This is a genomic window from Petrocella atlantisensis, from assembly GCF_900538275.1.
Classification (GTDB): Bacteria; Bacillota; Clostridia; order Lachnospirales; family Vallitaleaceae; genus Petrocella; species Petrocella atlantisensis.
This window is the reverse complement of sequence record NZ_LR130778.1, coordinates 2,543,777-2,562,606: the sequence shown is the minus strand read 5'-3', so window position 1 is coordinate 2,562,606 and position 18,830 is coordinate 2,543,777. Positions and strand designations below refer to the sequence as shown.

26 protein-coding genes and 1 pseudogene are annotated in these 18,830 nt (G+C 39.2%); 1 reads left to right on the top strand and 26 read right to left on the bottom strand.

Annotated features, from left to right (window positions below; all coding sequences use genetic code 11):
• Position 1: 1 nt before the first annotated feature.
• The 9 genes from PATL70BA_RS11820 to PATL70BA_RS11780 form a co-directional block, all read right to left on the bottom strand.
• Entirely contained in the window at positions 2-196 is a 195-nt protein-coding gene (locus PATL70BA_RS11820) for a helix-turn-helix transcriptional regulator (RefSeq protein ID WP_125137548.1), read from the bottom strand.
• Between the two features lie 129 nt (positions 197-325).
• Entirely contained in the window at positions 326-868 is a 543-nt protein-coding gene (locus PATL70BA_RS11815; RefSeq protein ID WP_125137547.1) for a flavodoxin domain-containing protein, read from the bottom strand.
• A 239-nt stretch (positions 869-1,107) separates the two neighbouring features.
• Positions 1,108-1,464 carry a NifB/NifX family molybdenum-iron cluster-binding protein gene (locus tag PATL70BA_RS11810; RefSeq protein WP_125137546.1) on the bottom strand — a complete coding sequence of 119 codons (357 nt, stop codon included), beginning with the start codon at positions 1,462-1,464 and terminating at the stop codon, positions 1,108-1,110.
• Positions 1,465-1,494: 30 nt separating this feature from the next.
• Positions 1,495-2,367 carry an ATP-binding protein gene (locus PATL70BA_RS11805; protein ID WP_125137545.1) on the bottom strand — a complete coding sequence of 291 codons (873 nt, stop codon included), beginning with the start codon at positions 2,365-2,367 and terminating at the stop codon, positions 1,495-1,497.
• On the bottom strand, positions 2,339-3,205 hold the full coding sequence (locus PATL70BA_RS11800; protein WP_125137544.1) for a nucleotide-binding protein: 867 nt from the start codon (positions 3,203-3,205) through the stop codon (positions 2,339-2,341). The genes PATL70BA_RS11805 and PATL70BA_RS11800 overlap by 29 nt, the downstream gene beginning before the upstream one ends.
• Before the next feature lies 1 nt (position 3,206).
• The gene (locus tag PATL70BA_RS11795; RefSeq protein WP_125137543.1) at positions 3,207-3,575 is read right to left on the bottom strand and encodes a NifB/NifX family molybdenum-iron cluster-binding protein; all 369 of its coding nucleotides are present in this window, start codon (positions 3,573-3,575) and stop codon (positions 3,207-3,209) included.
• 76 nt (positions 3,576-3,651) lie between these two features.
• On the bottom strand, positions 3,652-3,939 hold the full coding sequence (locus PATL70BA_RS11790; RefSeq protein WP_125137542.1) for a DUF5320 domain-containing protein: 288 nt from the start codon (positions 3,937-3,939) through the stop codon (positions 3,652-3,654).
• A 173-nt stretch (positions 3,940-4,112) separates the two neighbouring features.
• On the bottom strand, positions 4,113-4,430 hold the full coding sequence (locus tag PATL70BA_RS11785) for a cupin domain-containing protein (RefSeq protein WP_125137541.1): 318 nt from the start codon (positions 4,428-4,430) through the stop codon (positions 4,113-4,115).
• 97 nt (positions 4,431-4,527) lie between these two features.
• Entirely contained in the window at positions 4,528-5,154 is a 627-nt protein-coding gene (locus tag PATL70BA_RS11780) for a 4Fe-4S binding protein (RefSeq protein ID WP_125137540.1), read from the bottom strand.
• A gap of 138 nt (positions 5,155-5,292) precedes the next feature.
• Between PATL70BA_RS11780 and PATL70BA_RS11775 the strand changes: the two genes are divergently transcribed.
• On the top strand, positions 5,293-5,949 hold the full coding sequence (locus PATL70BA_RS11775) for a Crp/Fnr family transcriptional regulator (RefSeq protein WP_125137539.1): 657 nt from the start codon (positions 5,293-5,295) through the stop codon (positions 5,947-5,949).
• Between the two features lie 37 nt (positions 5,950-5,986).
• Here the strand turns inward: PATL70BA_RS11775 and PATL70BA_RS11770 are convergent, their stop codons facing one another.
• From PATL70BA_RS11770 to PATL70BA_RS11690, 17 genes and pseudogenes are all read right to left on the bottom strand, one after another.
• Positions 5,987-6,433 (bottom strand): cupin domain-containing protein, encoded by a 447-nt coding sequence (locus PATL70BA_RS11770; RefSeq protein ID WP_125137538.1) that lies wholly within the window; start codon positions 6,431-6,433, stop codon positions 5,987-5,989.
• A 3-nt stretch (positions 6,434-6,436) separates the two neighbouring features.
• Positions 6,437-7,561, bottom strand: coding sequence for an ethanolamine utilization protein EutH (gene eutH / locus PATL70BA_RS11765; RefSeq protein ID WP_125137537.1), 1,125 nt, complete (start codon positions 7,559-7,561; stop codon positions 6,437-6,439).
• Positions 7,562-7,609: 48 nt separating this feature from the next.
• Positions 7,610-7,888, bottom strand: a complete 279-nt coding sequence (locus tag PATL70BA_RS11760) for a BMC domain-containing protein (RefSeq protein ID WP_125137536.1) — start codon at positions 7,886-7,888, stop codon at positions 7,610-7,612.
• A gap of 14 nt (positions 7,889-7,902) precedes the next feature.
• Positions 7,903-8,205 (bottom strand): hypothetical protein, encoded by a 303-nt coding sequence (locus PATL70BA_RS11755; protein ID WP_125137535.1) that lies wholly within the window; start codon positions 8,203-8,205, stop codon positions 7,903-7,905.
• Between the two features lie 15 nt (positions 8,206-8,220).
• Positions 8,221-8,769 (bottom strand): BMC domain-containing protein, encoded by a 549-nt coding sequence (locus PATL70BA_RS11750; protein WP_125137534.1) that lies wholly within the window; start codon positions 8,767-8,769, stop codon positions 8,221-8,223.
• Positions 8,766-10,106, bottom strand: coding sequence for a 4Fe-4S dicluster domain-containing protein (locus PATL70BA_RS11745; RefSeq protein WP_125137533.1), 1,341 nt, complete (start codon positions 10,104-10,106; stop codon positions 8,766-8,768). Before PATL70BA_RS11745 ends, PATL70BA_RS11750 begins: the two co-directional genes overlap by 4 nt.
• Positions 10,107-10,136: 30 nt before the next feature.
• Complete coding sequence (locus PATL70BA_RS11740; RefSeq protein ID WP_125137532.1) at positions 10,137-10,400, bottom strand: EutN/CcmL family microcompartment protein; 264 nt, start codon at positions 10,398-10,400, stop codon at positions 10,137-10,139.
• A 23-nt stretch (positions 10,401-10,423) separates the two neighbouring features.
• Positions 10,424-11,140, bottom strand: a complete 717-nt coding sequence (locus PATL70BA_RS11735) for a hypothetical protein (protein WP_125137531.1) — start codon at positions 11,138-11,140, stop codon at positions 10,424-10,426.
• A gap of 20 nt (positions 11,141-11,160) precedes the next feature.
• Positions 11,161-11,979 (bottom strand): ethanolamine utilization protein EutJ, encoded by an 819-nt coding sequence (gene eutJ, locus PATL70BA_RS11730; protein ID WP_125137530.1) that lies wholly within the window; start codon positions 11,977-11,979, stop codon positions 11,161-11,163.
• Between the two features lie 2 nt (positions 11,980-11,981).
• Complete coding sequence (gene pduL, locus PATL70BA_RS11725) at positions 11,982-12,632, bottom strand: phosphate propanoyltransferase (RefSeq protein WP_125137529.1); 651 nt, start codon at positions 12,630-12,632, stop codon at positions 11,982-11,984.
• 11 nt (positions 12,633-12,643) lie between these two features.
• Positions 12,644-13,396: a cobalamin adenosyltransferase gene (locus tag PATL70BA_RS11720; RefSeq protein WP_125137528.1), complete on the bottom strand. Its 753-nt coding sequence runs from the start codon at positions 13,394-13,396 to the stop codon at positions 12,644-12,646.
• A gap of 63 nt (positions 13,397-13,459) precedes the next feature.
• Positions 13,460-13,744 (bottom strand): ethanolamine utilization microcompartment protein EutM, encoded by a 285-nt coding sequence (eutM, locus tag PATL70BA_RS11715; RefSeq protein WP_125137527.1) that lies wholly within the window; start codon positions 13,742-13,744, stop codon positions 13,460-13,462.
• 67 nt (positions 13,745-13,811) lie between these two features.
• Entirely contained in the window at positions 13,812-15,287 is a 1,476-nt protein-coding gene (locus tag PATL70BA_RS11710) for an acetaldehyde dehydrogenase (acetylating) (protein WP_197715760.1), read from the bottom strand.
• 323 nt (positions 15,288-15,610) lie between these two features.
• Positions 15,611-15,877 (bottom strand): annotated as a pseudogene (locus PATL70BA_RS17025) (BMC domain-containing protein); the annotation flags it as partial.
• A gap of 21 nt (positions 15,878-15,898) precedes the next feature.
• The gene (gene eutL, locus PATL70BA_RS11700; RefSeq protein ID WP_125137525.1) at positions 15,899-16,552 is read right to left on the bottom strand and encodes an ethanolamine utilization microcompartment protein EutL; all 654 of its coding nucleotides are present in this window, start codon (positions 16,550-16,552) and stop codon (positions 15,899-15,901) included.
• 19 nt (positions 16,553-16,571) lie between these two features.
• The gene (gene eutC / locus PATL70BA_RS11695; protein WP_125137524.1) at positions 16,572-17,447 is read right to left on the bottom strand and encodes an ethanolamine ammonia-lyase subunit EutC; all 876 of its coding nucleotides are present in this window, start codon (positions 17,445-17,447) and stop codon (positions 16,572-16,574) included.
• Between the two features lie 10 nt (positions 17,448-17,457).
• A complete protein-coding gene (locus PATL70BA_RS11690) occupies positions 17,458-18,828 on the bottom strand; it encodes an ethanolamine ammonia-lyase subunit EutB (RefSeq protein WP_125137523.1) in 1,371 nt (456 codons plus the stop codon).
• Positions 18,829-18,830 lie beyond the last annotated feature (2 nt).

Genomic DNA, 18,830 nt, shown 5'->3' with positions numbered 1-18,830 from the left:
GTTATTCCTCCCAAAATAAATCATTTAGTGTTTTACCCAACGCTTTGCAAATTGCGATACAAAGATTAAGTGTTGGATTGTAGTCCCCAGCTTCTATGAGTCCAATTGTTTGCCTTGTTACACCAACTTTTTTTGCCAAATCTTCTTGTTTCATATCCCATTCCATTCGAGCTATTTTCATACGTTTATTTTTCATAGTAAGCCTCCTTTACATTACATATTGTACTATATACATTTCATAATGTAAAGTATATATTGCATTTAATGGCAAAAATAATCTAATAATCGTTTTCATACTTAGGAGTACAGTTTGAGGTAAGTAAGATTAACCAACATGGTCATCACCCCTATAATAATTAATAATTGGTCGAATATTTTTTCTGTTTGTAAAGTCCAAAGGGTAATCAAAAGCAGCCAGCATACCTTTTTCGTCTGCGGTACGCTCATCTTCTTTCTTTTTCATAATACCTCTTTTCATCATAGACATAAGCAACTTATCCACTAGATTTAACCGATCGTAGTTAAACCCACCTCTCATGTAAAAAATCTTAACCATGGACCTTTCTTCTTCTCCTACATTTTTTTCTGTTAACATTTTTTCAAGACCAGCTACTGGCGGTGTCGCACCAACCGCAAAAACCAGAAGCTTTTTGGTTTTTGAAAAGTCCAATTTCTTTTTAATGTTTTTTAGTCCCAGTATTCCCGATGCGTGTAGACTACCCCCAAATATAATTGTATCAAATTGGGACAAGTCGAGTGACATTGCCGATTTGTAATCATAGGATTGACATCCAAGTTCCTCAGCAATCCAATCTGCGTATTTCTTTGTATAACCGGTTCTTGATTTGTAAATAACTATTGTACCCATAAAATCCTCCAATTCGCTCTAAACTACCAAACATGGTTAAAGGGTCAAAACTAAGATTCACTAAATTCATCTTAATGTTCTTGCAAACTGCAATCTACAACTTTTGGGTATAATACTAACACACCATTTTTAAAAGAAACAGTGTAAATACTTAAATCTTGATTAGAAAAAAATACACCTAAAAGCATGAACCGCTCTTAAGTGCATTTTGTCAAATGGCTTAGTTTATGATTATAATATTACACACATTCATCATGATGCTGATGTTCGTGACAAATGGAACCGGTTGACTTAAGTGCACCTTGTAAATAGGCTTCTGCAACCGCTCTGGCACTGCCTCTTGCACCGACTACAACTTCAATACCCTTTTCATTAAAAATATCCACAGCACCACCACCCATGCCGCCAGATATAATGACATTGACACCCAGATCATTTAAAAAATTGGGAAGAAAACCGGGTTTATGTCCAGGATTAGGTATGGATTCCGTCTTAACAATCTGATTGCCCTCCACATCAAAAATATTGAAATTAATACAATGTCCAAAATGTTCCGTTACCACGTCTTTTTCACTTGCAATCGCTATTTTAATCATTTTGTTCTCCTTTTATATTCTTATTTTTAGTTATCTTTCAGATTCAAAAAGTAGTGCCCTGGTCTTTTGATAAATAACCTTAACAGCCTTACCGGATTCACATTCAACATCCACAATGGTCTGCCCCATGTTAATCGCTTTTACTGCTTCCGAATCGTAAGGAATATTCCCAATAAAAGGTAGACCTGCTTTTTTGCAAAACTCTTGTATTTTCTCTGTATTTTCTAGGTTCGTATCATATTTATTGATACATACAGCTGTCTTTGTTCCAAATTTTTCAATGGTTTTTATGATGCGCTCCATATCGCTGATACCGGATATAGAAGGCTCTGTTACAATGAGTACCATATCCACACCACTAAGGGAAGCTATAACCGGACAACCAATTCCAGGGGAACCGTCAATGATAGCAAGATCTGTGTTCACGTCGATTGATTTCATTTGCTTTTTTACTTTTGTAACCAACATGCCCGAAGTCCCACTACCCATTTTTAGTTGTGCTGTAGAAAATACTCTACCCTCTTGAGTGTATAGCATTAAAGCACCTGCCACAGCCGGCTTCATGGTTATCGCCTCCGCCGGACACACCATCTCGCAAACGCTGCATCCTTCACAAGCAAAAGCATCCACATGGTAACTGTCCTCAACATAAATCCCATCGAAGCGACAGTTTTGCCTGCAACGATCACACTCAATACATAAGTCTTGATCGATCTCTGCTTTGGGTAACCCATAATAATCCGTTACAAGCGGATTATATCTTTGTCCGGTTATGAGGTGAAGGTTTGGTGCATCGACATCACAATCCGCGTAGGCTTTCGCCTCTGAAAGTCTAATGAATGCACTTGCTATAGTGGTCTTACCCGTTCCACCCTTACCGCTTAGAATGAGAAGCTCTTTCATAAGCCACCTCCTTGGTTACTGTATCTAATAACTTCCCAAATAGAGTCTTATACTTTTCATCCACATGAACAGCTATTTCCGCATTTGAATTGATGGTACCAAGTTCTGAATCATAAGGGATTTTCTCTAAGATTTTGATATTATTTTCTATACAAAAAACTTCAGCCGGGTTTTCACCTTCTAAGCATTTGTTAAGTACAACACCAAATGGCTTGTTAAAAATACCTACCAACTCATAAACCATATTAAGATTATGTACCCCAAACAAGGTGGGTTCAGCTACAAGAACACAATAATCCGCATCTTTTATACTTTCCATGACAATACAAGCGCTACCCGGTGGACAATCGATAAAGGTTTGAGGTGAAGCTTTTACTTTGGCGTCTTCAAGCAACGCTTTGATAATAGGAATGCCTGTGACCTCTCCAGTATTTAGTATACCGGTATGAATGATTGTATCGCCTGATCTACCGCTACGAATGCTGCCGATTACTTTTTCTTTCTCCGTTAGAGCTTGTTGTGGGCAAATCAACATACAACCGCCACAGGAATGACAGACTTCTTCAAATACAATCAGTTGATCTTTAATATAGGCCAACGCATTAAACTTACAAAAATCAACGCACTTTCGACACCCATCACATAAATTATGATCGACCTCCGGCATTTTAATGGTAATTTTTTCTTCCATAACCTCGACCGGTTTAAAAAATAGATGGCCATTGGGTTCTTCAACATCACAATCTATGTAAACCGATTGTTTGGCTACTGCTGCCAGATTGACAGATACCAATGTTTTGCCTGTACCGCCTTTGCCACTTAGTACGGCAATCTTCATACTAGTTTTCTCCATGTCCATGAAACCCTGCATGAATCTCATGAAGTTCTGACAGTTTTCCGGACAAATAAGCGTTTATATTTTCTAGGGCTGTACCACCTATTATTTTGTAGATTTTTGTATCTCCGGCTTTTAGGACCTCCGCAGCATTTTCACCACATCTCGGGGTCAACAATACATCGATTTTATGGTCTACAATGGTTTGTGCCGCTTTTATACCTGCCCCACCTCTGCTTTCAGCTGCCTCGTTTGTAAGAAATATGTCTTCTTTTGTTACAGTATCATGTATCCAGAAATAAGGTGTACGTCCAAAAGATATGCACACATCGGTTTCTCTATTATTCTCATCTACTGGTATGACAATTTTCATAGTGTCCTCCTCTTAATCTAATACTTGCTGCTACACAGAAATCACCAGAGCATTCTCCGGTGATTCTTTGAGACCGCTATAATTTCTCTAATGCTTTATCAATCGCTTCTAGTCTTTTTTGTAGTATTTCTTTTTCTTCATGAAGTCGATCCTTCTGATCTAAGTTTGTGTTTTGATCGATATTCATAGTATTTCTTCCGTAGCCACGTCCAAAACCACGTCGGCATGCCATCTTAAGTCCAAGACCTAATCCCATACCAAGTCCTGCACCATATCTGACCGCCCTAGATCCAGCACAAACACCTAAACCTCTTCCGGTTAACGGACCTAAGCCCATTGGTCCTGTTCCATCTCTTCTTGCCATTTGATTCACCATCCTTCAATTATTGACATATGTCATTTACAGTTCTTATTATACTCTATATTTGACATATGTCAATAACCAATCTCATAATGCTCATAGACTTTCCTAGAGAACAGAAAAAGCCAATTGAAGATTTGCTTCAATCGGCTTTTTCTGTAAGATATGCTATTTATTTATGCATTCTGAGGGGCTGGGGCTTTTAACACAATAAGTTCTAATACTTCTTCATCTAGATTCTTCACGTTCATTTTTGTTTTAAAAGGAATCTTCAATATGGAATAAGCTCCGTAACGGTGCACTTCCTGTTCATCCAGAGCTATGGATAAAGTACCTCGAAGTACCGTCATATACACATTGGAATTAGCAAAATGTTCCGGCAATCCCTCATCTTTGTTAAAGATCATGTGAATATAATGCACATTCTCATCTTGAATGACTTTTTCAATCATAGGATCGTTCCCGTTGGTCATGTTAAATACTTTTTCAATCATATTAATCACCTTTCATTTCATCATTTCTTTCAGTATAATATACTTAGGACATCTTATCCGTAACCTATGTTACCTCTTTACTAAAGTTATGATTTAATTAGATTTTTGTATAACGAATGGCTTTAGTTGGGCATATTAAGGTGCAAGATTGACACTGATGACATAATGCCGGATTAATCTTGGCCACCTTTTCTTTTTCATCCACTTTTACCGCCATAGAAGGACAAACTTTTTCACATTTTTTACACCCTATACACTGAGACGTATCTACTTTTGTAGAGAACTTTGCCCCTTTTCCCGTTAAGCTTAACAAGGCCCCATAAGGACATACATGATTATGGAACACATATTCTTCATATCTTAGTGTGATAATAATGGACAAAGCCATTAGCATCAATAATATGGGTAATTCTAGTTGCAAAACTCTTTTTGAAACAATCATCGTTGCAATCATCAGAACTAAGACAATCCAAGGAAGGCTCTTGCTTTTTAATACTTTTGGTACAGATTTCATCTGCCAATTTAAACGCTTGGCAAGTTTTGCTGTGACACCCATAGCTGTGTTCATGGGGCATATATAACCACAATAAAAACGTCCAAATACTGCTGCGCCCAGTAAACTCAGCAAAAAAATAACTAGCCACAAGACCATATTCCCATTGACTATGACAAATGAGAAAAAAATTAAGAAAATAATTTGAGTCATTATCCTTATATTTTTCATATTACAATGCACCACCTTATATTATCCATGAGAATCTCCTTTTCAATCTTTTATACTAAGCATATAATAGAATTAAAAAGAATGGCGTTACCAAGGTAACTAAACAAAGAGGCTACGCCTCGACAGGAAAGGTTTTATATGAAAAACTTACTTGATCATAAAAATAATTATACACTTCTAAAGGCTATTCCAGAAGAATACCTCCTAGAAAGCCTTCATCATCAAACAATGAAAATAGTGCCCTATAGCAAAGATCAAGTCATACATTTTGAAGGGGATCTTTGTGCTTGTGCAGAACTCATACTAAGTGGCCAGGTGGTTGTCGAACGCATTGATGAATCAGGTAACCTTATGACCATTGCAACACTCTTGCCGGATGATATACTTGGTGGCAATCTGGTTTTTTCTAAAAATCCTCATTACCCCATGACGGTTACCGCCAAAACCGAAACCACATTGTTGGTTCTAAAAAAAGAACTTTTATTTGACCTATGTTCCAGCAACACGACCTTTTTAAGGCTTTTTCTGGAATATATCTCCGATCATGCTATGCACCTTGGTGATCGAATCAAACATTATGTCAATCGCACAATACGTGAAAGCCTAATGGCTTATCTAAAAAACGAATATGTGCTTCAAGGTTCTAATAAGATCCTATTACGCACATCAAAAAAGGCGCTTGCTGAACGCATTGGCGTTCAACGCACCTCTTTATCTCGTGAACTTCAAAAGATGAAAAATGATGGTCTTATTGATTATGACGGAACCAGCATCACCCTACTCAATCATTTATAAAAAGTTTGCCCTGATTATCTCAAGGCAAACTTTTACTTTATAACTCATCCCAATTGGCGGGATATACAACATATAGAAACCGGGTATGACAGGGTGCACTGAATTTTATTGATGTGTTTTTAGGGATAAAGATGATGTCACCTTTTTCTCCTGTGATCTTACGGTCACCGACGATGATCTCTAATGTGCCTTCAATAATATAATCCACTTCATCATACTTCAAAGTCCAGTCAAAGGTGGATGTATCCATTTCCATAACACCGCAACCTAACCTAGGACTTTCCTTCACAGTCAAAACATCCTTTAGGTATACTTTGTCTCCGTCTTTGCCTGTGTCAAATTTACCTGGACGAACGGTTTCTGTCTTAATGACAGATACACCACTCTTATCGGTTTCTTTGATAAAATCTTGTTGTCCTTTGTTCATTTCTAGCAAAACATTTCTGACAATCTCTTCTATTATTTTGCTGTCCATATTACCCATATACTATGCCTCCACTTTTTGCGGCTCTTCATCACTTGTTTTCCCTGGTTTACCTAGAATTTTATTCGCAATAATCATCGCTACCATGACGGCAGTAATACCACCAACAAGTTTACCCACAACCATTGGGAATATCATTTCTCTAGCAACACCTGCCGTAAATCCAAGGTGATCTCCAAAAACAAACGCTGCACTAACTGCAAAAGCTACGTTGAGTATTTTTCCTCTGTCATCCATGTCTTTCATCAATCCAAACATAGGAATGTTATTGGCAAGAGTCGCCACCAATCCGGCTGCAGCAACATCATTCATGCCTAATATTTTACCCATTTTAAGTAAAGGTTTATTAAATACTTTTGTTATAACATAGACCATTGGAAAGGCTCCTGCAAGCATGATTGCAATCGCACCAATAACGGCAATACCATCTGAAATAGGTGCCATACCCGGAATAATAACAATACCAGTTAACGTCTCAACAATAATTGCAGCTGTACCTATCGTAATAACAATCGTTACACCTCTACCAAATACTGTAAAACCTTTAATCATTTTATTAGGGATTTTCCAAAGACCAATAGCAATCAATAAAGATACAATAATTATTGGAACCAAGTTGCTAAGAATCATGACAACATCAAAGCCTGCTACTAAACCACCAAAGAAGACGCCGATAGGTATGGTAATCATACCTGCCAAAATACCTGTTGCCAAAAACTTGTGATCTTCTTTTCGGATGATACCTAAAGCAACAGGGATTGAGAATACGATAGTAGGCCCCATCATCGCACCTAGAATAAGACCGGCAAGAAGTCCAGCTTCCTCCGTTAGTGCCATTTCCATCGCCAATGGGTATCCACCCATGTCATTGGCCAATAATGTGGTTGCAAACATCGCTGGGTCTGCACCCAACATGGTGTAAACCGGCGTTACAACCGGCGAAAGTATGGTTGCAAGTACGGGTGCCAAAGATATAACCCCAATCATAGCAATGGCCAAAGAACCCATTGCCATAAAACCTTCATCGAACTGCTCACCTAAACCAAACTTATTGCCAATAATCTTGTCTAATGCACCTAGAACCATAAAAATTACCATGATGTATACAATAATCTCATTAATACTCATTTTTTTCCTCCCTTATACATAAAAAATTAAGTTATAATTGTAGGTTGTTTAATTTAAGCTTGGTAACATTTGTTCTACTTCCTCATGAGGCCTTGGAATGACATGTACGGATACTAATTGACCCACTCTTTTTGCTGCTGCTGCACCGGCATCTGTGGCTGCCTTAACCGCGCCAACATCGCCTCTAACCATGACAGCAACCAACCCTCCTCCCACTTTTTCTTTACCTATTAGCGTAACATTTGCCGCCTTCACCATTGCATCTGACGCTTCAATGGCGCCAACCAATCCCTTTGTTTCAATCATACCCAATGCATAGCTCGCCATTTTCCTACACTCCTTTAATTTTTATTGATTTTTATTAAAATCAAATTACACACATCTTTTATTTGTGCTGCATCTGTCATACCATGCTGCTCTCTCAAGATTTTTATAACCGTTTTTGTGATTCCTTCCATCTCAGAGTTAGTCCCATCTTCTGTTTCTTCTTCCCTTGATTTGTCATAAATAATAGAAATACCTTTATTTCTAATCACATCCCTGGCACCTGAAGTCAGAATCATGTTTTTGTCCACATAAAGTTTTGACTGGTTATTAGATATATATGCATCAATATTGCTTTTTGTAAGTAATACTTTACCCATACCTCTTCCTCCTAATTATAAGAGTTTCTCAAACAGTTCTTTTCTAGGCGATGGAATGACCACTTTTGCAAGTAGCATCCCATTTTGCTTACCTATCGTCGAACCCGCTTCGATTGCCTCTTTAACTTCACTGACATCCCCACTGAACGTAACAAATGATTTACCCCCTATTGCAAAACCAAGCCTGATTTCAATGAGATTAATCGCTGCTGCTTTTGCTGCTGCATCCGCAGCCACAATACAAGTGGCAATACTAAAAAACTCCATCGCACCGATGGCATTCACTTCACCTACTTGTGTCGATCCATTAATGGCATTAATGATTTGTGCATGAATACTTGGCAATATAAGGTCATCTACAATGTATTGTTTCCCTACTTCCTTTCCTGCCTCTAGAGCAGCCTTCACTGCCCCAACATCCCCGGAAATGAGCACAATATACTTACCGGGACATATGGAATTCGCTAGAATCAAATCCACTTCAGCCGCCTTAATCATTGCATCCGCCGACTCAATGCCTTTGACTATGCTATTAAGCTCTATAAGCCCTATCGTCCGTATCATGAAACCACCCCATTACTTTTTATCGTTATTTTCTCAGTTACACCTGTAACAGTACCATCAATGCTTGCATGAACATTGGCACCCATTTCATTTCTCTCTACCTTACCAATCATCTGCCCCTTGGTTACCATGTCCCCAACCGCGACGATAGGTGTGGCCGGTTTTCCAATATGTTGCTTAAGAGGTATAGCAACTTCCTCTGCTATCAGATCTTTGTGTTCATCTATTGGTTGACCATAATACTGGAGCAAATCAAGTCTTGAAATAAGCCGATAACTTGGAATTTTTCTATAGGCCATCATATCTCTAACGTCCAGATCAAGACTTCCTTTTTCAGGTCGAATGCCTTTTTTATACAATTCTTTTTTAACATGTACGTTCACCAATCTAGGGGAAAGTCCCATAGGGCATGCATAGATCTCACATATACCACATTCACAACATAGCAAGGCTTCCTTCATGATGGCTTCATCATGGTCTGACATACCTATGTTTCTCATGATCTTATGAGGTCTTAGTTCATGACCCAATAGGTATCTATGACACATGTCTGTACAGTAGCGACATTGAATGCACGCTGTTTTGGTTTCATTGATGATTTTGTCTATGGGTTTTCTTTTTCGTTCTACCACGAAATGATCTTTAGGTAGGACGATTAAGGATCCATCCATTTTCTTAATATGAAATGCTTCGGCCTCATGGTCATCAATGATGGTTCCCATCATAGGCCCACCAATAATGATGGCATATTCCTTTAGAGTTGAACCACCTGCTGCTTCTATACAAGCTTTTACAGAAATACCGACTGGTACCCTAATCATGGTCGGGTTCTTTACATCTCCGGCCACAGTCAAAAACCTTTCTATAACCGGCTTGTCCATCATTGCATCGTAGATGTTCACTATAGAGCCTACATTGGATACAACAGCGCCTACATCTAAGGGAATCCCTGCCTCAGGAATCGGTTTACCTATAATCTCATATACCATCATCTGTTCATCACCTGCCGGATAATAATCCCCCATGGTAAACAAGGTGATTCTTGAACCCATTGTTTCAATGATCGCTTTTAGGTGTTTAATTTCTTTGGTATTTTTTTCCTTGATGGCAATGACCAAATGCTGTGCACCTACAAGTTTTCCAATTTCCTCCACCGCCATAATAATTTCTTCGCCATTGTTCAGCATAATATATTTATCCGTATGCATAAGAGGTTCACATTCTACCGCATTTATAATAAAATATTCCACCTTACAATTGAGCTTTATATGTGTTGGAAAACCGGCACCTCCAGCGCCTACAACGCCGGCATTATATATTTTATCTAACAACGCCATGGCCAAGCACCTCCTTTCCCTTGCCGTCTTCTAGACATCCACGGTATCAATGATGCCAACCACAATGGCATCCACAGGTATATCTTTTCTTCCTAGACCCATTCTGGCTGAGCTTCCATTTACAACCAGTACCGTTTCTCCAATCCCAGCACCAATGCTATCTGCAGCAACAAAAGTAGGAAGGTCTTTGTCCGAAGCATAATCCAAGGGTTTTATGACCAATAATTTCAGACCATTCAAATTCTCATCTTTTCTAGTTGCCCATACATTTCCGATTACTTTACCTACAATCATAAATGCCTTCCTCCGTTTTGAGTTTATGTGGTGATCATTTTTATTTTATGATCTCTTAGATAATCCTTTGCCAAAGGTGTTATTATGGTATTTTTGTTGATCAAAAGACGCTCATAGCCTTGTTTTTGATACTGTTTTGCTAGGGATTCAGTTATAATTCTCTCCCTGACATGCTCATTTTGGGACATGTGTGTTCCTTCTAACTTCTTCAACGCTTCTGCTTTTTCTAAGAGATTTATCCTGACATCCTGTAATCGACGTCCAATTTCATTTGCATTGATCCATTCTATTCCGAATGTTTCTACTTGTTCTTCATAGCCTTTAAGCATGTTGTAAAAGTTGGTATTTGCTGTATCTTCGTACTTGCTGTAGGTTATGCCTTCTTCTACAAAAAAGATTTTTTTGCCTGTTAATATGGCTTCAATGACCGTGGTTGTGACCTTACTGGTTGCAAATCCCATAGATATCTGCACAAGTTCTTGGTAACTGATGCTACCGAGTAGTATGACCTCATAGGGGCTTATATCTATAGATACTTTGGCGTCATCAAAATCATCTACATCATACTGATCATTAACTTCATATAAAACCTTATAATCTGACATGGCTATTGCAAGAATCTTATCTTTTTTAATAGGTCTTTCTAATTCACTTTTCATGATTCTTTCTTCTAGCTTCTTCATCACTTCTTTTGTTATGCTTTCGATTAGACTTTTTTCATCTAGGGATTCTAAGTTCAATATACTCACATCCTTTATACCTAGCAATTCATAGCAATGCCCAGAGGCGTAACTAAAAATGGATTCTTAGGCTTCATGGTTCTTATGCCTGTGACATTTTCGATTATTTTTTCTATTTTATCTAAACAGCAGGTACCGCCAACAAGATATATTTCCTTTACATCATGATTCTTAATATGGATCTTGATGATTGTCGCCATTTTCTCAATGACCGGTGTTACCAGTGGAAATATCTCATGCTGTCTACTTAGATCCGTTTTATACTTTTCCGCTTCTTCAAACTTAATCTTATAATTGCCTGCCACAACCAAAGTCAAATGGGTTCCGCCTGTTGCTTCATCCGCTACATAGACGACCTGATTTTCTTTTATGATGGACAGACCCGTTGTGCCCCCTCCAATATCAACAATGACACCATTTTCTATATTAAGAACTGAATTGGCCGCTGTCGGTTCATCAAGAATATTGGTCACCTCCATGCCCGCGCCCTCTACAACGTACTTATGGGTTTTGCTGTCACCTTCGCTTGTCCCTGGTGGTACAGCAATGGCTGCTTTTGTAAGTCTGGTGCCAATCTTTTGCTCAATCTTTTCTTTTAGATGCTTAACCACATGCATAGCACCAACATAGTCGATAACCAAACCGTCTTTTATGACTTGGGAAAACGCCATCTCACAGGCCACAGGCTTTTTGTCTTGATCTAGAACAACGATGACAATGTATGCCGTTCCAAGGTCAACACCTACGAGCAATTTGTCGCCCTCCGTCATGGTTCTGGGGTTGTGTATGGTTGCTTCTAATTGAGATATTAAATGCTCACAGTTTGTCATGTCTAACATCCTTAAACCTCTTCTTCCACAAGTATTTGACCTTTCATACCTTCGTAAAAGCCACAAGCATTGGCTTCGTCTAAATCAATATGCATGTGTAAACTATATTGATCATGAACCCTTACAACAACATCTTCAAATATAATTGGTCGATCACTAAATACTTTTACAGCAACGATTTGCTGATCTTTTAGGCCATAATTCAAAGCATTCTCCGGTGTCATATGAACATGTCGCTTGGCAACGATGGCTCCTTTTTCTGCCCGAATCATATTCTTACCGACTGATAAATAGATGGGTGCACTTTTTTCTATCTTACCTGATTCCATAACCGGAGCATCAATGCCCAAACTAAAGGCATCCGTTCTCGAGATCTCCGCCTGAGTCTCTGTTCTCTCCGGGCCTAGAATGGCAACGTTTTTGAACAAACCTTTTGGACCCAGTATGGTCACCCTTTCTTGACACAGAAATTGACCTGGTTGTGACAGATCTCTTGTCGGTGTAAGTCTATGGCCTTCTCCAAAAAGTCGCTCAACATCGTCCTTGGAAAGATGCACATGTCTTGCAGAAGCTTCTATAGGCACTGTCCGCCAATTCCTATCTCTTTGACCTATTTCCTCTATGACTTTTTTTACGATTTTCTTAATAGTTACTTCATCCATAAGGGCCTCCATTAATTATAGTATCCGGACAAATATCTGCACATCATCACATAGACAGCACTGCTTAACCTATTGAGTGATTTGGTAATATCTTTACGGTTCAATGGAATAGAACTAAGCTCTACTTCTCTAGCCCCACTACGAATTGTATTTAAGCCAATTAATATTTCTCCCATTTTGTAATCCGGTAGTATATGGGCCACACCTATGTGTTTTTTTGGGTTATGGGACATTTCTCTGATATCTTCTTCAAGCAGTCCAAACAAGCATATTTCTTCTGTTGCTTCTTTTATAACCTCTGCCTTTAATATGTTCCTAACATATTGGAGAACCTCTTGAAGTTCACAAACCAGTTTCTCACATTTATTCTTATCTGCCATGACTTGAATCTCCAGTATTTTTGATTGAAGACTATCCACCTTGCCTCTAAACAAAATACTGGGATGATTCTTTAACACCAGTTCATTGCCATATAACTGCGTCATTTCTTCTGGTTTCTTCTCAAAAAAACCACCTGTATCTTTAACAATGTATTTAGGTATAAACTTTTTCTCTTCGGTATCGTTGATTTCATTTTTCTCGTTATTTTTCTTGCTTATACCTAAAAGTCCCTGTTCATCTTTTGTATATACCAGCTTAATTTTCTGCTCGTTTAAATATTCCCTAGCTGAAGGGGTAATGATGGTATCCGGATTGACCAACCATTCCTTTACCTTGTCTTTTTTTAGAATCGACCGTACAACCGCTTCTGTTAAAACTTCCATCCCTATCACATCCTTTGTTATGATTGCCTCGCCATGGAAGGCGAGGCAAATAAACATGCATTCTTAGCCTTCGTATTTAGGTAAGATCAACTCTACATCACTGTGAGGTCTTGGTATAACGTGAACAGAAACCAGCTCTCCAATACGATCTGCTGCTGCAGCACCGGCATCTGTTGCTGCCTTAACCGCACCCACATCACCTCGAACCATAACTGTCACCAAACCACCACCAACGTGTACTTTACCAATAAGGGTAACATTTGCCGCTTTTACCATTGCATCCGCTGCTTCTATTGAACCTACCAAACCTTTTGTTTCAATCATTCCGAGTGCATTTGCATTTGCCATATTCATATCCTCCTAATTTTTGTGTTTTCAGATTTAAAGTTAGCTTCCTTCTTTTTACTTCGAAGGCTCATTTATAATTTTGTAATTCTTTCAAAACCATTTTTGTGATTGTTTCTACATCTAGCTCCATGTGTGATGATGCATGTCTACTGGATCCATCTTCATACTCTTGTTGAATGTCCTCTAGTTCTTTCGTTCCATAAGCCACACTTCTAATATTGATTAGATTAAGGGGACTTACATTGTCGGATGTTGAGCTACCACCAACCGCGCCACAACCAAGTGTTAAAGATGGTGCTAAGTTCGTTGTCGCCCCTATGGCGCCCTGAGCTGATGACGTATTAACCAGCAGTCTTGATACCGGTTTCTTTAGTGCAAAAGCTTTTATGACCTCTTCATCTTTTGAATGAATCACCAATGAATGACCAAGTCCATAATATGCCAAGAGCTCCATACATTTTTCACAGGCTTTTTCCCAGTTATCTTCTGCGTAGAATGCCAGAATCGGTGCTAATTTTTCTCTGGAAAACGGATACTGTATGCCTACATGTGTTTGTTCTGCAATCAGTACTCTCGTGTCACCAGGCACATACAGACCTGCCATCTGGGCAATCTCAATTGCTGACTTTCCAGCAATCTTAGCATTAAACCGTCCGCATGCATCTTGAATGGTTTTTCCGACCAAATCTGCTTCTTCACCTTCTAAAAAATATGCACCCGCCTTTATGAATTCTGTTTTCACTTGGTCTTTAATACAATTTTCAGTGACCACCGCTTGTTCCGAAGCACATATGGTGCCATTGTCAAAGGTCTTACTGTCCATGATTCTTTTTACCGATAGGGCTATGTCTGCACTTCTTTCAATAAATGCCGGGACATTCCCAGGTCCGACACCAAGGGCCGGCGTACCTGAACTATAAGCTGCTTTTACCATTGCCGAACCACCCGTAGCTAAGATTAAAGACACATCTTTGTGTTTCATTAAGGCATCCGTACCTTCTAAAGTAGGGATGGCCATACATCCTATGATGCCTTTTGGAGCGCCTGCTTCAACCGCTTTTGCTTCCATGACCCTTGCAACATCACTAATGCAATTGAGTGCCTTAGGATGAGGGCTAAAAATAATAGCATTTCCTGACTTCACGGCTATTAGAGCCTTATAAATCGCAGTGGAAGTCGGATTGGTGGAGGGTACGAGTCCGGCAATAACGCCTACTGGTGTGCCAATCTCAATGATCTTCTTATGCTTGTCTTCCTTAATGATGCCTACGGTCTTCATATCCTTGATGAACTCATAAACCGCTTTACTGGCAAATTTGTTTTTTATGATTTTATGTTCATAAACACCAAATCCCGTTTCTTCTACCGCCATCTTAGCCCATTGATCTGATTTCATATAAGCGACTTCATACATCGCTTTTACGATTGCATCAATCTCTTCTTGGCTTTTCATTTTAAGTTCATGCTGAGCTTCTTTTGCTTTTTCTACCAAGTCTCTAACATCTTGAATAGAGCTTAGATCTTTATCCTTGATCACCTTCACTTCACCCCCTTATAAAACTTCAAGATGGCTTCTATCAGTTCGTCTTTTCGTGTGTACTTGATTTGACTTCTTTCAATGGAGAATGCACCTTCAAATTGATCATCAATTTTTCTGGCCAAAGCTCTTAAATCAACTGCTTTTAGGGCATTTAAGGCTTCTCTACTTTTAGGTGATGCGACTAATTTTGAGGTGGTCATTTCATTATCATTTTCTACTTTTGGGATATCTGCCTTTTTACTATCTTCTTTTTCTATCACTTTTTTTGGTTGATTTCTTAAGGCTTCTTCCTCATGATTACGCTCTAAAACATCTAATAAGGGCATTGGCAATATTTTTTCCACATCGTCACTGGGTCTTGGAATGACATGGGTGGATAAAAGCTGACCTATTTTATGAACCGCTGCCTCTGCTGCATCAATCGACGCTTTTACAGCACCTACGTCTCCTCTAATATGTATGGTTACCAATCCGCCCTTAACAAATTCACAGCCTAGTAAGGTTACATTGGCTGCCTTCAAACATACATCGGCGGCTTCTATTGCCCCTACATATCCATATGTTTCTACCATTCCCAGGGCTATATTATTCATATTTTTCACCACATTTTCTTATTAGTATTTGGTCGGATCGTCTGCAACAAAGTTTACCGCTGCTGCAAAAGCATCACAGGCTGATTTACAAGCGGATTGACTACCTGTTAATAGGCCACCACCAAAGTTTGTCTCAGATGGTGGTCCATAGAATTGAACCATCTTAACATCCGATGATTTGAGGGCTGCATCCAGTGCATAAACCGCTTCAATTGGCGGTGCAATCAAATAAGCAAGGGCTTCACCTTCTTCTACACCCGCTACCTTAGATAGATATGAACCTGTTCTTGAAATACAATGGGCATAATAAGGAATGGTATCATCATCATTGGCACTGTAGAAACATGCATCGTTTGCTATAAAATCAACCACAACATCCAAACCACTCCTTACTTCTGCCGGATTTGCCCCAGCTAAAATACCGATAAACTCACCAGCTAATTTTGTAGAGGCATTACCAGCACCGGCATAAAAGGATTTTGCATAAACCACTTCGACTTCGGCTTTTTTTGTCGCTTCATCCAGTGCGGTATAAGAAACATCATCACAGTCGGATGTTACAAGTCCAATACATCTTTGTTCCGGCTTTAACTCCAGTGCTTTTGCTAGGTCTACATCCACATTCGGAATCAACTTAACACTCAGTACACTTGCACGAATTGCATCATTTTTCATATTCTTGTCCCTCCTTATTCTACAATTGTAATTCCAGACCACTTTTCTTTTGGTCCAGCATTTCTTTTAATATGTGTGCAATATGAGCACCGGCCTCAACCGCTGCGGTTCCGCCTTGATGGATATTCGATACCACTGTTCTTCTGGCTTCCGGCATACCCACAGTTCCTTTATAAGCGATGTAAGCGCTCATACTTTCCCCTGTTGCCAGTCCTGGTCTCTCACCAACAAATAAACATGTGATGTCAGCGCCTGTTACTTCAGATATGACATCCATAGAAGGTACGCGACCATATTTAATAAAGAAAGGTGTTCCAACCTTGATGCCATAGCCTTCTAGACCTTGAAATAGAACCGGCAAGATATCCCTTATATTGGCTTCTATGGCAGTTGAACTTAATCCGTCGGCCACAATTACTTGAACTTGTGGGTTCATTTTACATTTTTCTTTTACAAGCGCTATTTCTTCATCGTCAAATTTTCTACCAAGATCCGGCCTCGTTAGATATTCATCTTTGTCTTTACATTTTGTTTTTACTGTAAAAAGATTCATTTCTGCGATGATTTCTTCGGACACATCTGTGAAAACGGCGTCCATGGCCACCGCATGATCCGCTCTAAATCTAAGTAAAGTTTCAGTCTTATACCTTGGACCTGCTCGCCATACACCAACCCTTGCCGAAGTTTTTGCCTTCATCTGCAGATAATCTTCTCCATTCTCCGGATTTGGGACCAATAATTGTTTTCTCATGTCTACCATCGTAATATCTGACAATTCATTGTCATCTATCTGGTCGACTGTTTCGGTGTCTTTCTTTGACTCTGTAAAATCCTTGGTTTTCATCTCTGATAAAACTTGCTCAATAATTGCTTTTAATTCTTTCTCAGATACCATTTAATTCACCTCATCTTTTTAAGAATATTGAAGGGTCTCCACCTTTTGCTGTTAACCTGCCACTTTCATCCATGATGCCCATATCCATAAGCCATTTAAAAAACTCTTTGGTGGGTTTTCGGTTTAGCAACTCTCTTAAGGTTGCATCATCATGAAAACTGGTGTCTTGGTAACTTAACATGATGTCATCCCCTACCGGTACACCCATATAATAATTGGAACCAGCCATAGCCAGTAACATTGTCGCTATTTCCTGATCATTTTGGTCCATTTTAGTATGATTGGTATAACATGGTGCCATGCCCATTGGCAGACCAATAAGTTTACCCATGAAGTGATCCTCAAGATTCGCTCTGATCATTTGTCTGCCATCATACAAGGTCTCAGGACCAATAAATCCGGATACATTGTTGACCATAAAAGGATTGTATCTTTTTGCAAAACCATAGCTTCGTGCTTCAAGTGTCATCTCATCTACGCCATGGTCCGTATCCAGTGACATCTCTGAACCTTGACCTGTTTCAAAATACATAAGATTCGGTCCTGGTGCTATGCCTTGTTTTTTAATAAGTTCGTATGCTTCATCAATTAGAGCGGCATCAATACCGAAGGCCTTGTTTGCATCTTCTGTTCCAGCCACACTCTGAAAGAAAATCGATACAGGAGCCCCTTGTCTAACAGCTTCCATCTGTGTGGATATATGAGACAAGACACAAGTCTGGGTTGGTATTTCCCACTTCATCATAAAGTCATAAATGCAGTTCATGATATTCTTAGTATTACCTACAGTGTCTTCAACTGGATTGACACCAATAACCGCATCACCACATCCATAAGAAAGACCTTCCATCATAGATGCTACAATGCCATTTGGGTCGTCTGTCGGATGATTGGGTTGAAGTCTAAAAGATAGGGTTCCTGGCATACCGACGATGGTATTGGCTTTTGCCCAAGTTTGGATTTTACTGGCCCCATAAACCAAATCCATGTTGGACATAAGTTTGGCTACACCAGCTACCATTTCAGCTGTAAGACCTCTCCCAATTCGCTTAAGATCCTCATTGGTCGTCGAATGCAAGAGTACGTACTCTCTTAAATAGCCAACTGTCCAGTTTTTGATTTCGTTATAAATACTTTCATTCACCAGACCATCGATGACCCTAGTCACTTCATCTTCTTCCATAGGAATCACCGGATTGTTCCTTAAGTCTTCTAATGTTAGTTCACTTAGAACTCTTTTTGCTGCCACTCTTTCTTGGGCCGTTAGGGCGGCGATTTTTAAATATGTATCACCAGATTTTTCTTCATTGGCTTTTGCCAATACTTCTTTTACAGACGTAAACCCATACGAAACACCAAATAGTTTCGTCTTAAGCTTCATAA

What these genes read in the sequence shown, in the direction of transcription:
- PATL70BA_RS11810 (WP_125137546.1), bottom strand. Translation starts at nt 1,464, where the DNA reads ATGATTAAAATAGCGATTGCAAGTGAAAAAGACGTGGTAACGGAACAT.
- PATL70BA_RS11745 (WP_125137533.1), bottom strand. Translation starts at nt 10,106, where the DNA reads ATGGCGTTGTTAGATAAAATATATAATGCCGGCGTTGTAGGCGCTGGA.
- PATL70BA_RS11815 (WP_125137547.1), bottom strand. Translation starts at nt 868, where the DNA reads ATGGGTACAATAGTTATTTACAAATCAAGAACCGGTTATACAAAGAAA.
- PATL70BA_RS11795 (WP_125137543.1), bottom strand. Translation starts at nt 3,575, where the DNA reads ATGAAAATTGTCATACCAGTAGATGAGAATAATAGAGAAACCGATGTG.
- PATL70BA_RS11820 (WP_125137548.1), bottom strand. Translation starts at nt 196, where the DNA reads ATGAAAAATAAACGTATGAAAATAGCTCGAATGGAATGGGATATGAAA.
- PATL70BA_RS11790 (WP_125137542.1), bottom strand. Translation starts at nt 3,939, where the DNA reads ATGGCAAGAAGAGATGGAACAGGACCAATGGGCTTAGGTCCGTTAACC.
- eutM (WP_125137527.1), bottom strand. Translation starts at nt 13,744, where the DNA reads ATGGCAAATGCAAATGCACTCGGAATGATTGAAACAAAAGGTTTGGTA.
- PATL70BA_RS11785 (WP_125137541.1), bottom strand. Translation starts at nt 4,430, where the DNA reads ATGATTGAAAAAGTATTTAACATGACCAACGGGAACGATCCTATGATT.
- eutC (WP_125137524.1), bottom strand. Translation starts at nt 17,447, where the DNA reads ATGGTATCTGAGAAAGAATTAAAAGCAATTATTGAGCAAGTTTTATCA.
- PATL70BA_RS11800 (WP_125137544.1), bottom strand. Translation starts at nt 3,205, where the DNA reads ATGAAGATTGCCGTACTAAGTGGCAAAGGCGGTACAGGCAAAACATTG.
- eutL (WP_125137525.1), bottom strand. Translation starts at nt 16,552, where the DNA reads ATGAAAAATGATGCAATTCGTGCAAGTGTACTGAGTGTTAAGTTGATT.
- PATL70BA_RS11755 (WP_125137535.1), bottom strand. Translation starts at nt 8,205, where the DNA reads ATGGGTAAAGTATTACTTACAAAAAGCAATATTGATGCATATATATCT.
- pduL (WP_125137529.1), bottom strand. Translation starts at nt 12,632, where the DNA reads ATGGATGAAGTAACTATTAAGAAAATCGTAAAAAAAGTCATAGAGGAA.
- PATL70BA_RS11775 (WP_125137539.1), top strand. Translation starts at nt 5,293, where the DNA reads ATGAAAAACTTACTTGATCATAAAAATAATTATACACTTCTAAAGGCT.
- PATL70BA_RS11740 (WP_125137532.1), bottom strand. Translation starts at nt 10,400, where the DNA reads ATGATTGTAGGTAAAGTAATCGGAAATGTATGGGCAACTAGAAAAGAT.
- PATL70BA_RS11760 (WP_125137536.1), bottom strand. Translation starts at nt 7,888, where the DNA reads ATGGCGAGCTATGCATTGGGTATGATTGAAACAAAGGGATTGGTTGGC.
- PATL70BA_RS11780 (WP_125137540.1), bottom strand. Translation starts at nt 5,154, where the DNA reads ATGAAAAATATAAGGATAATGACTCAAATTATTTTCTTAATTTTTTTC.
- PATL70BA_RS11750 (WP_125137534.1), bottom strand. Translation starts at nt 8,769, where the DNA reads ATGATACGGACGATAGGGCTTATAGAGCTTAATAGCATAGTCAAAGGC.
- eutJ (WP_125137530.1), bottom strand. Translation starts at nt 11,979, where the DNA reads ATGTTAGACATGACAAACTGTGAGCATTTAATATCTCAATTAGAAGCA.
- PATL70BA_RS11770 (WP_125137538.1), bottom strand. Translation starts at nt 6,433, where the DNA reads ATGGGTAATATGGACAGCAAAATAATAGAAGAGATTGTCAGAAATGTT.
- PATL70BA_RS11805 (WP_125137545.1), bottom strand. Translation starts at nt 2,367, where the DNA reads ATGAAAGAGCTTCTCATTCTAAGCGGTAAGGGTGGAACGGGTAAGACC.
- eutH (WP_125137537.1), bottom strand. Translation starts at nt 7,561, where the DNA reads ATGAGTATTAATGAGATTATTGTATACATCATGGTAATTTTTATGGTT.
- PATL70BA_RS11690 (WP_125137523.1), bottom strand. Translation starts at nt 18,828, where the DNA reads ATGAAGCTTAAGACGAAACTATTTGGTGTTTCGTATGGGTTTACGTCT.
- PATL70BA_RS11720 (WP_125137528.1), bottom strand. Translation starts at nt 13,396, where the DNA reads ATGGAAGTTTTAACAGAAGCGGTTGTACGGTCGATTCTAAAAAAAGAC.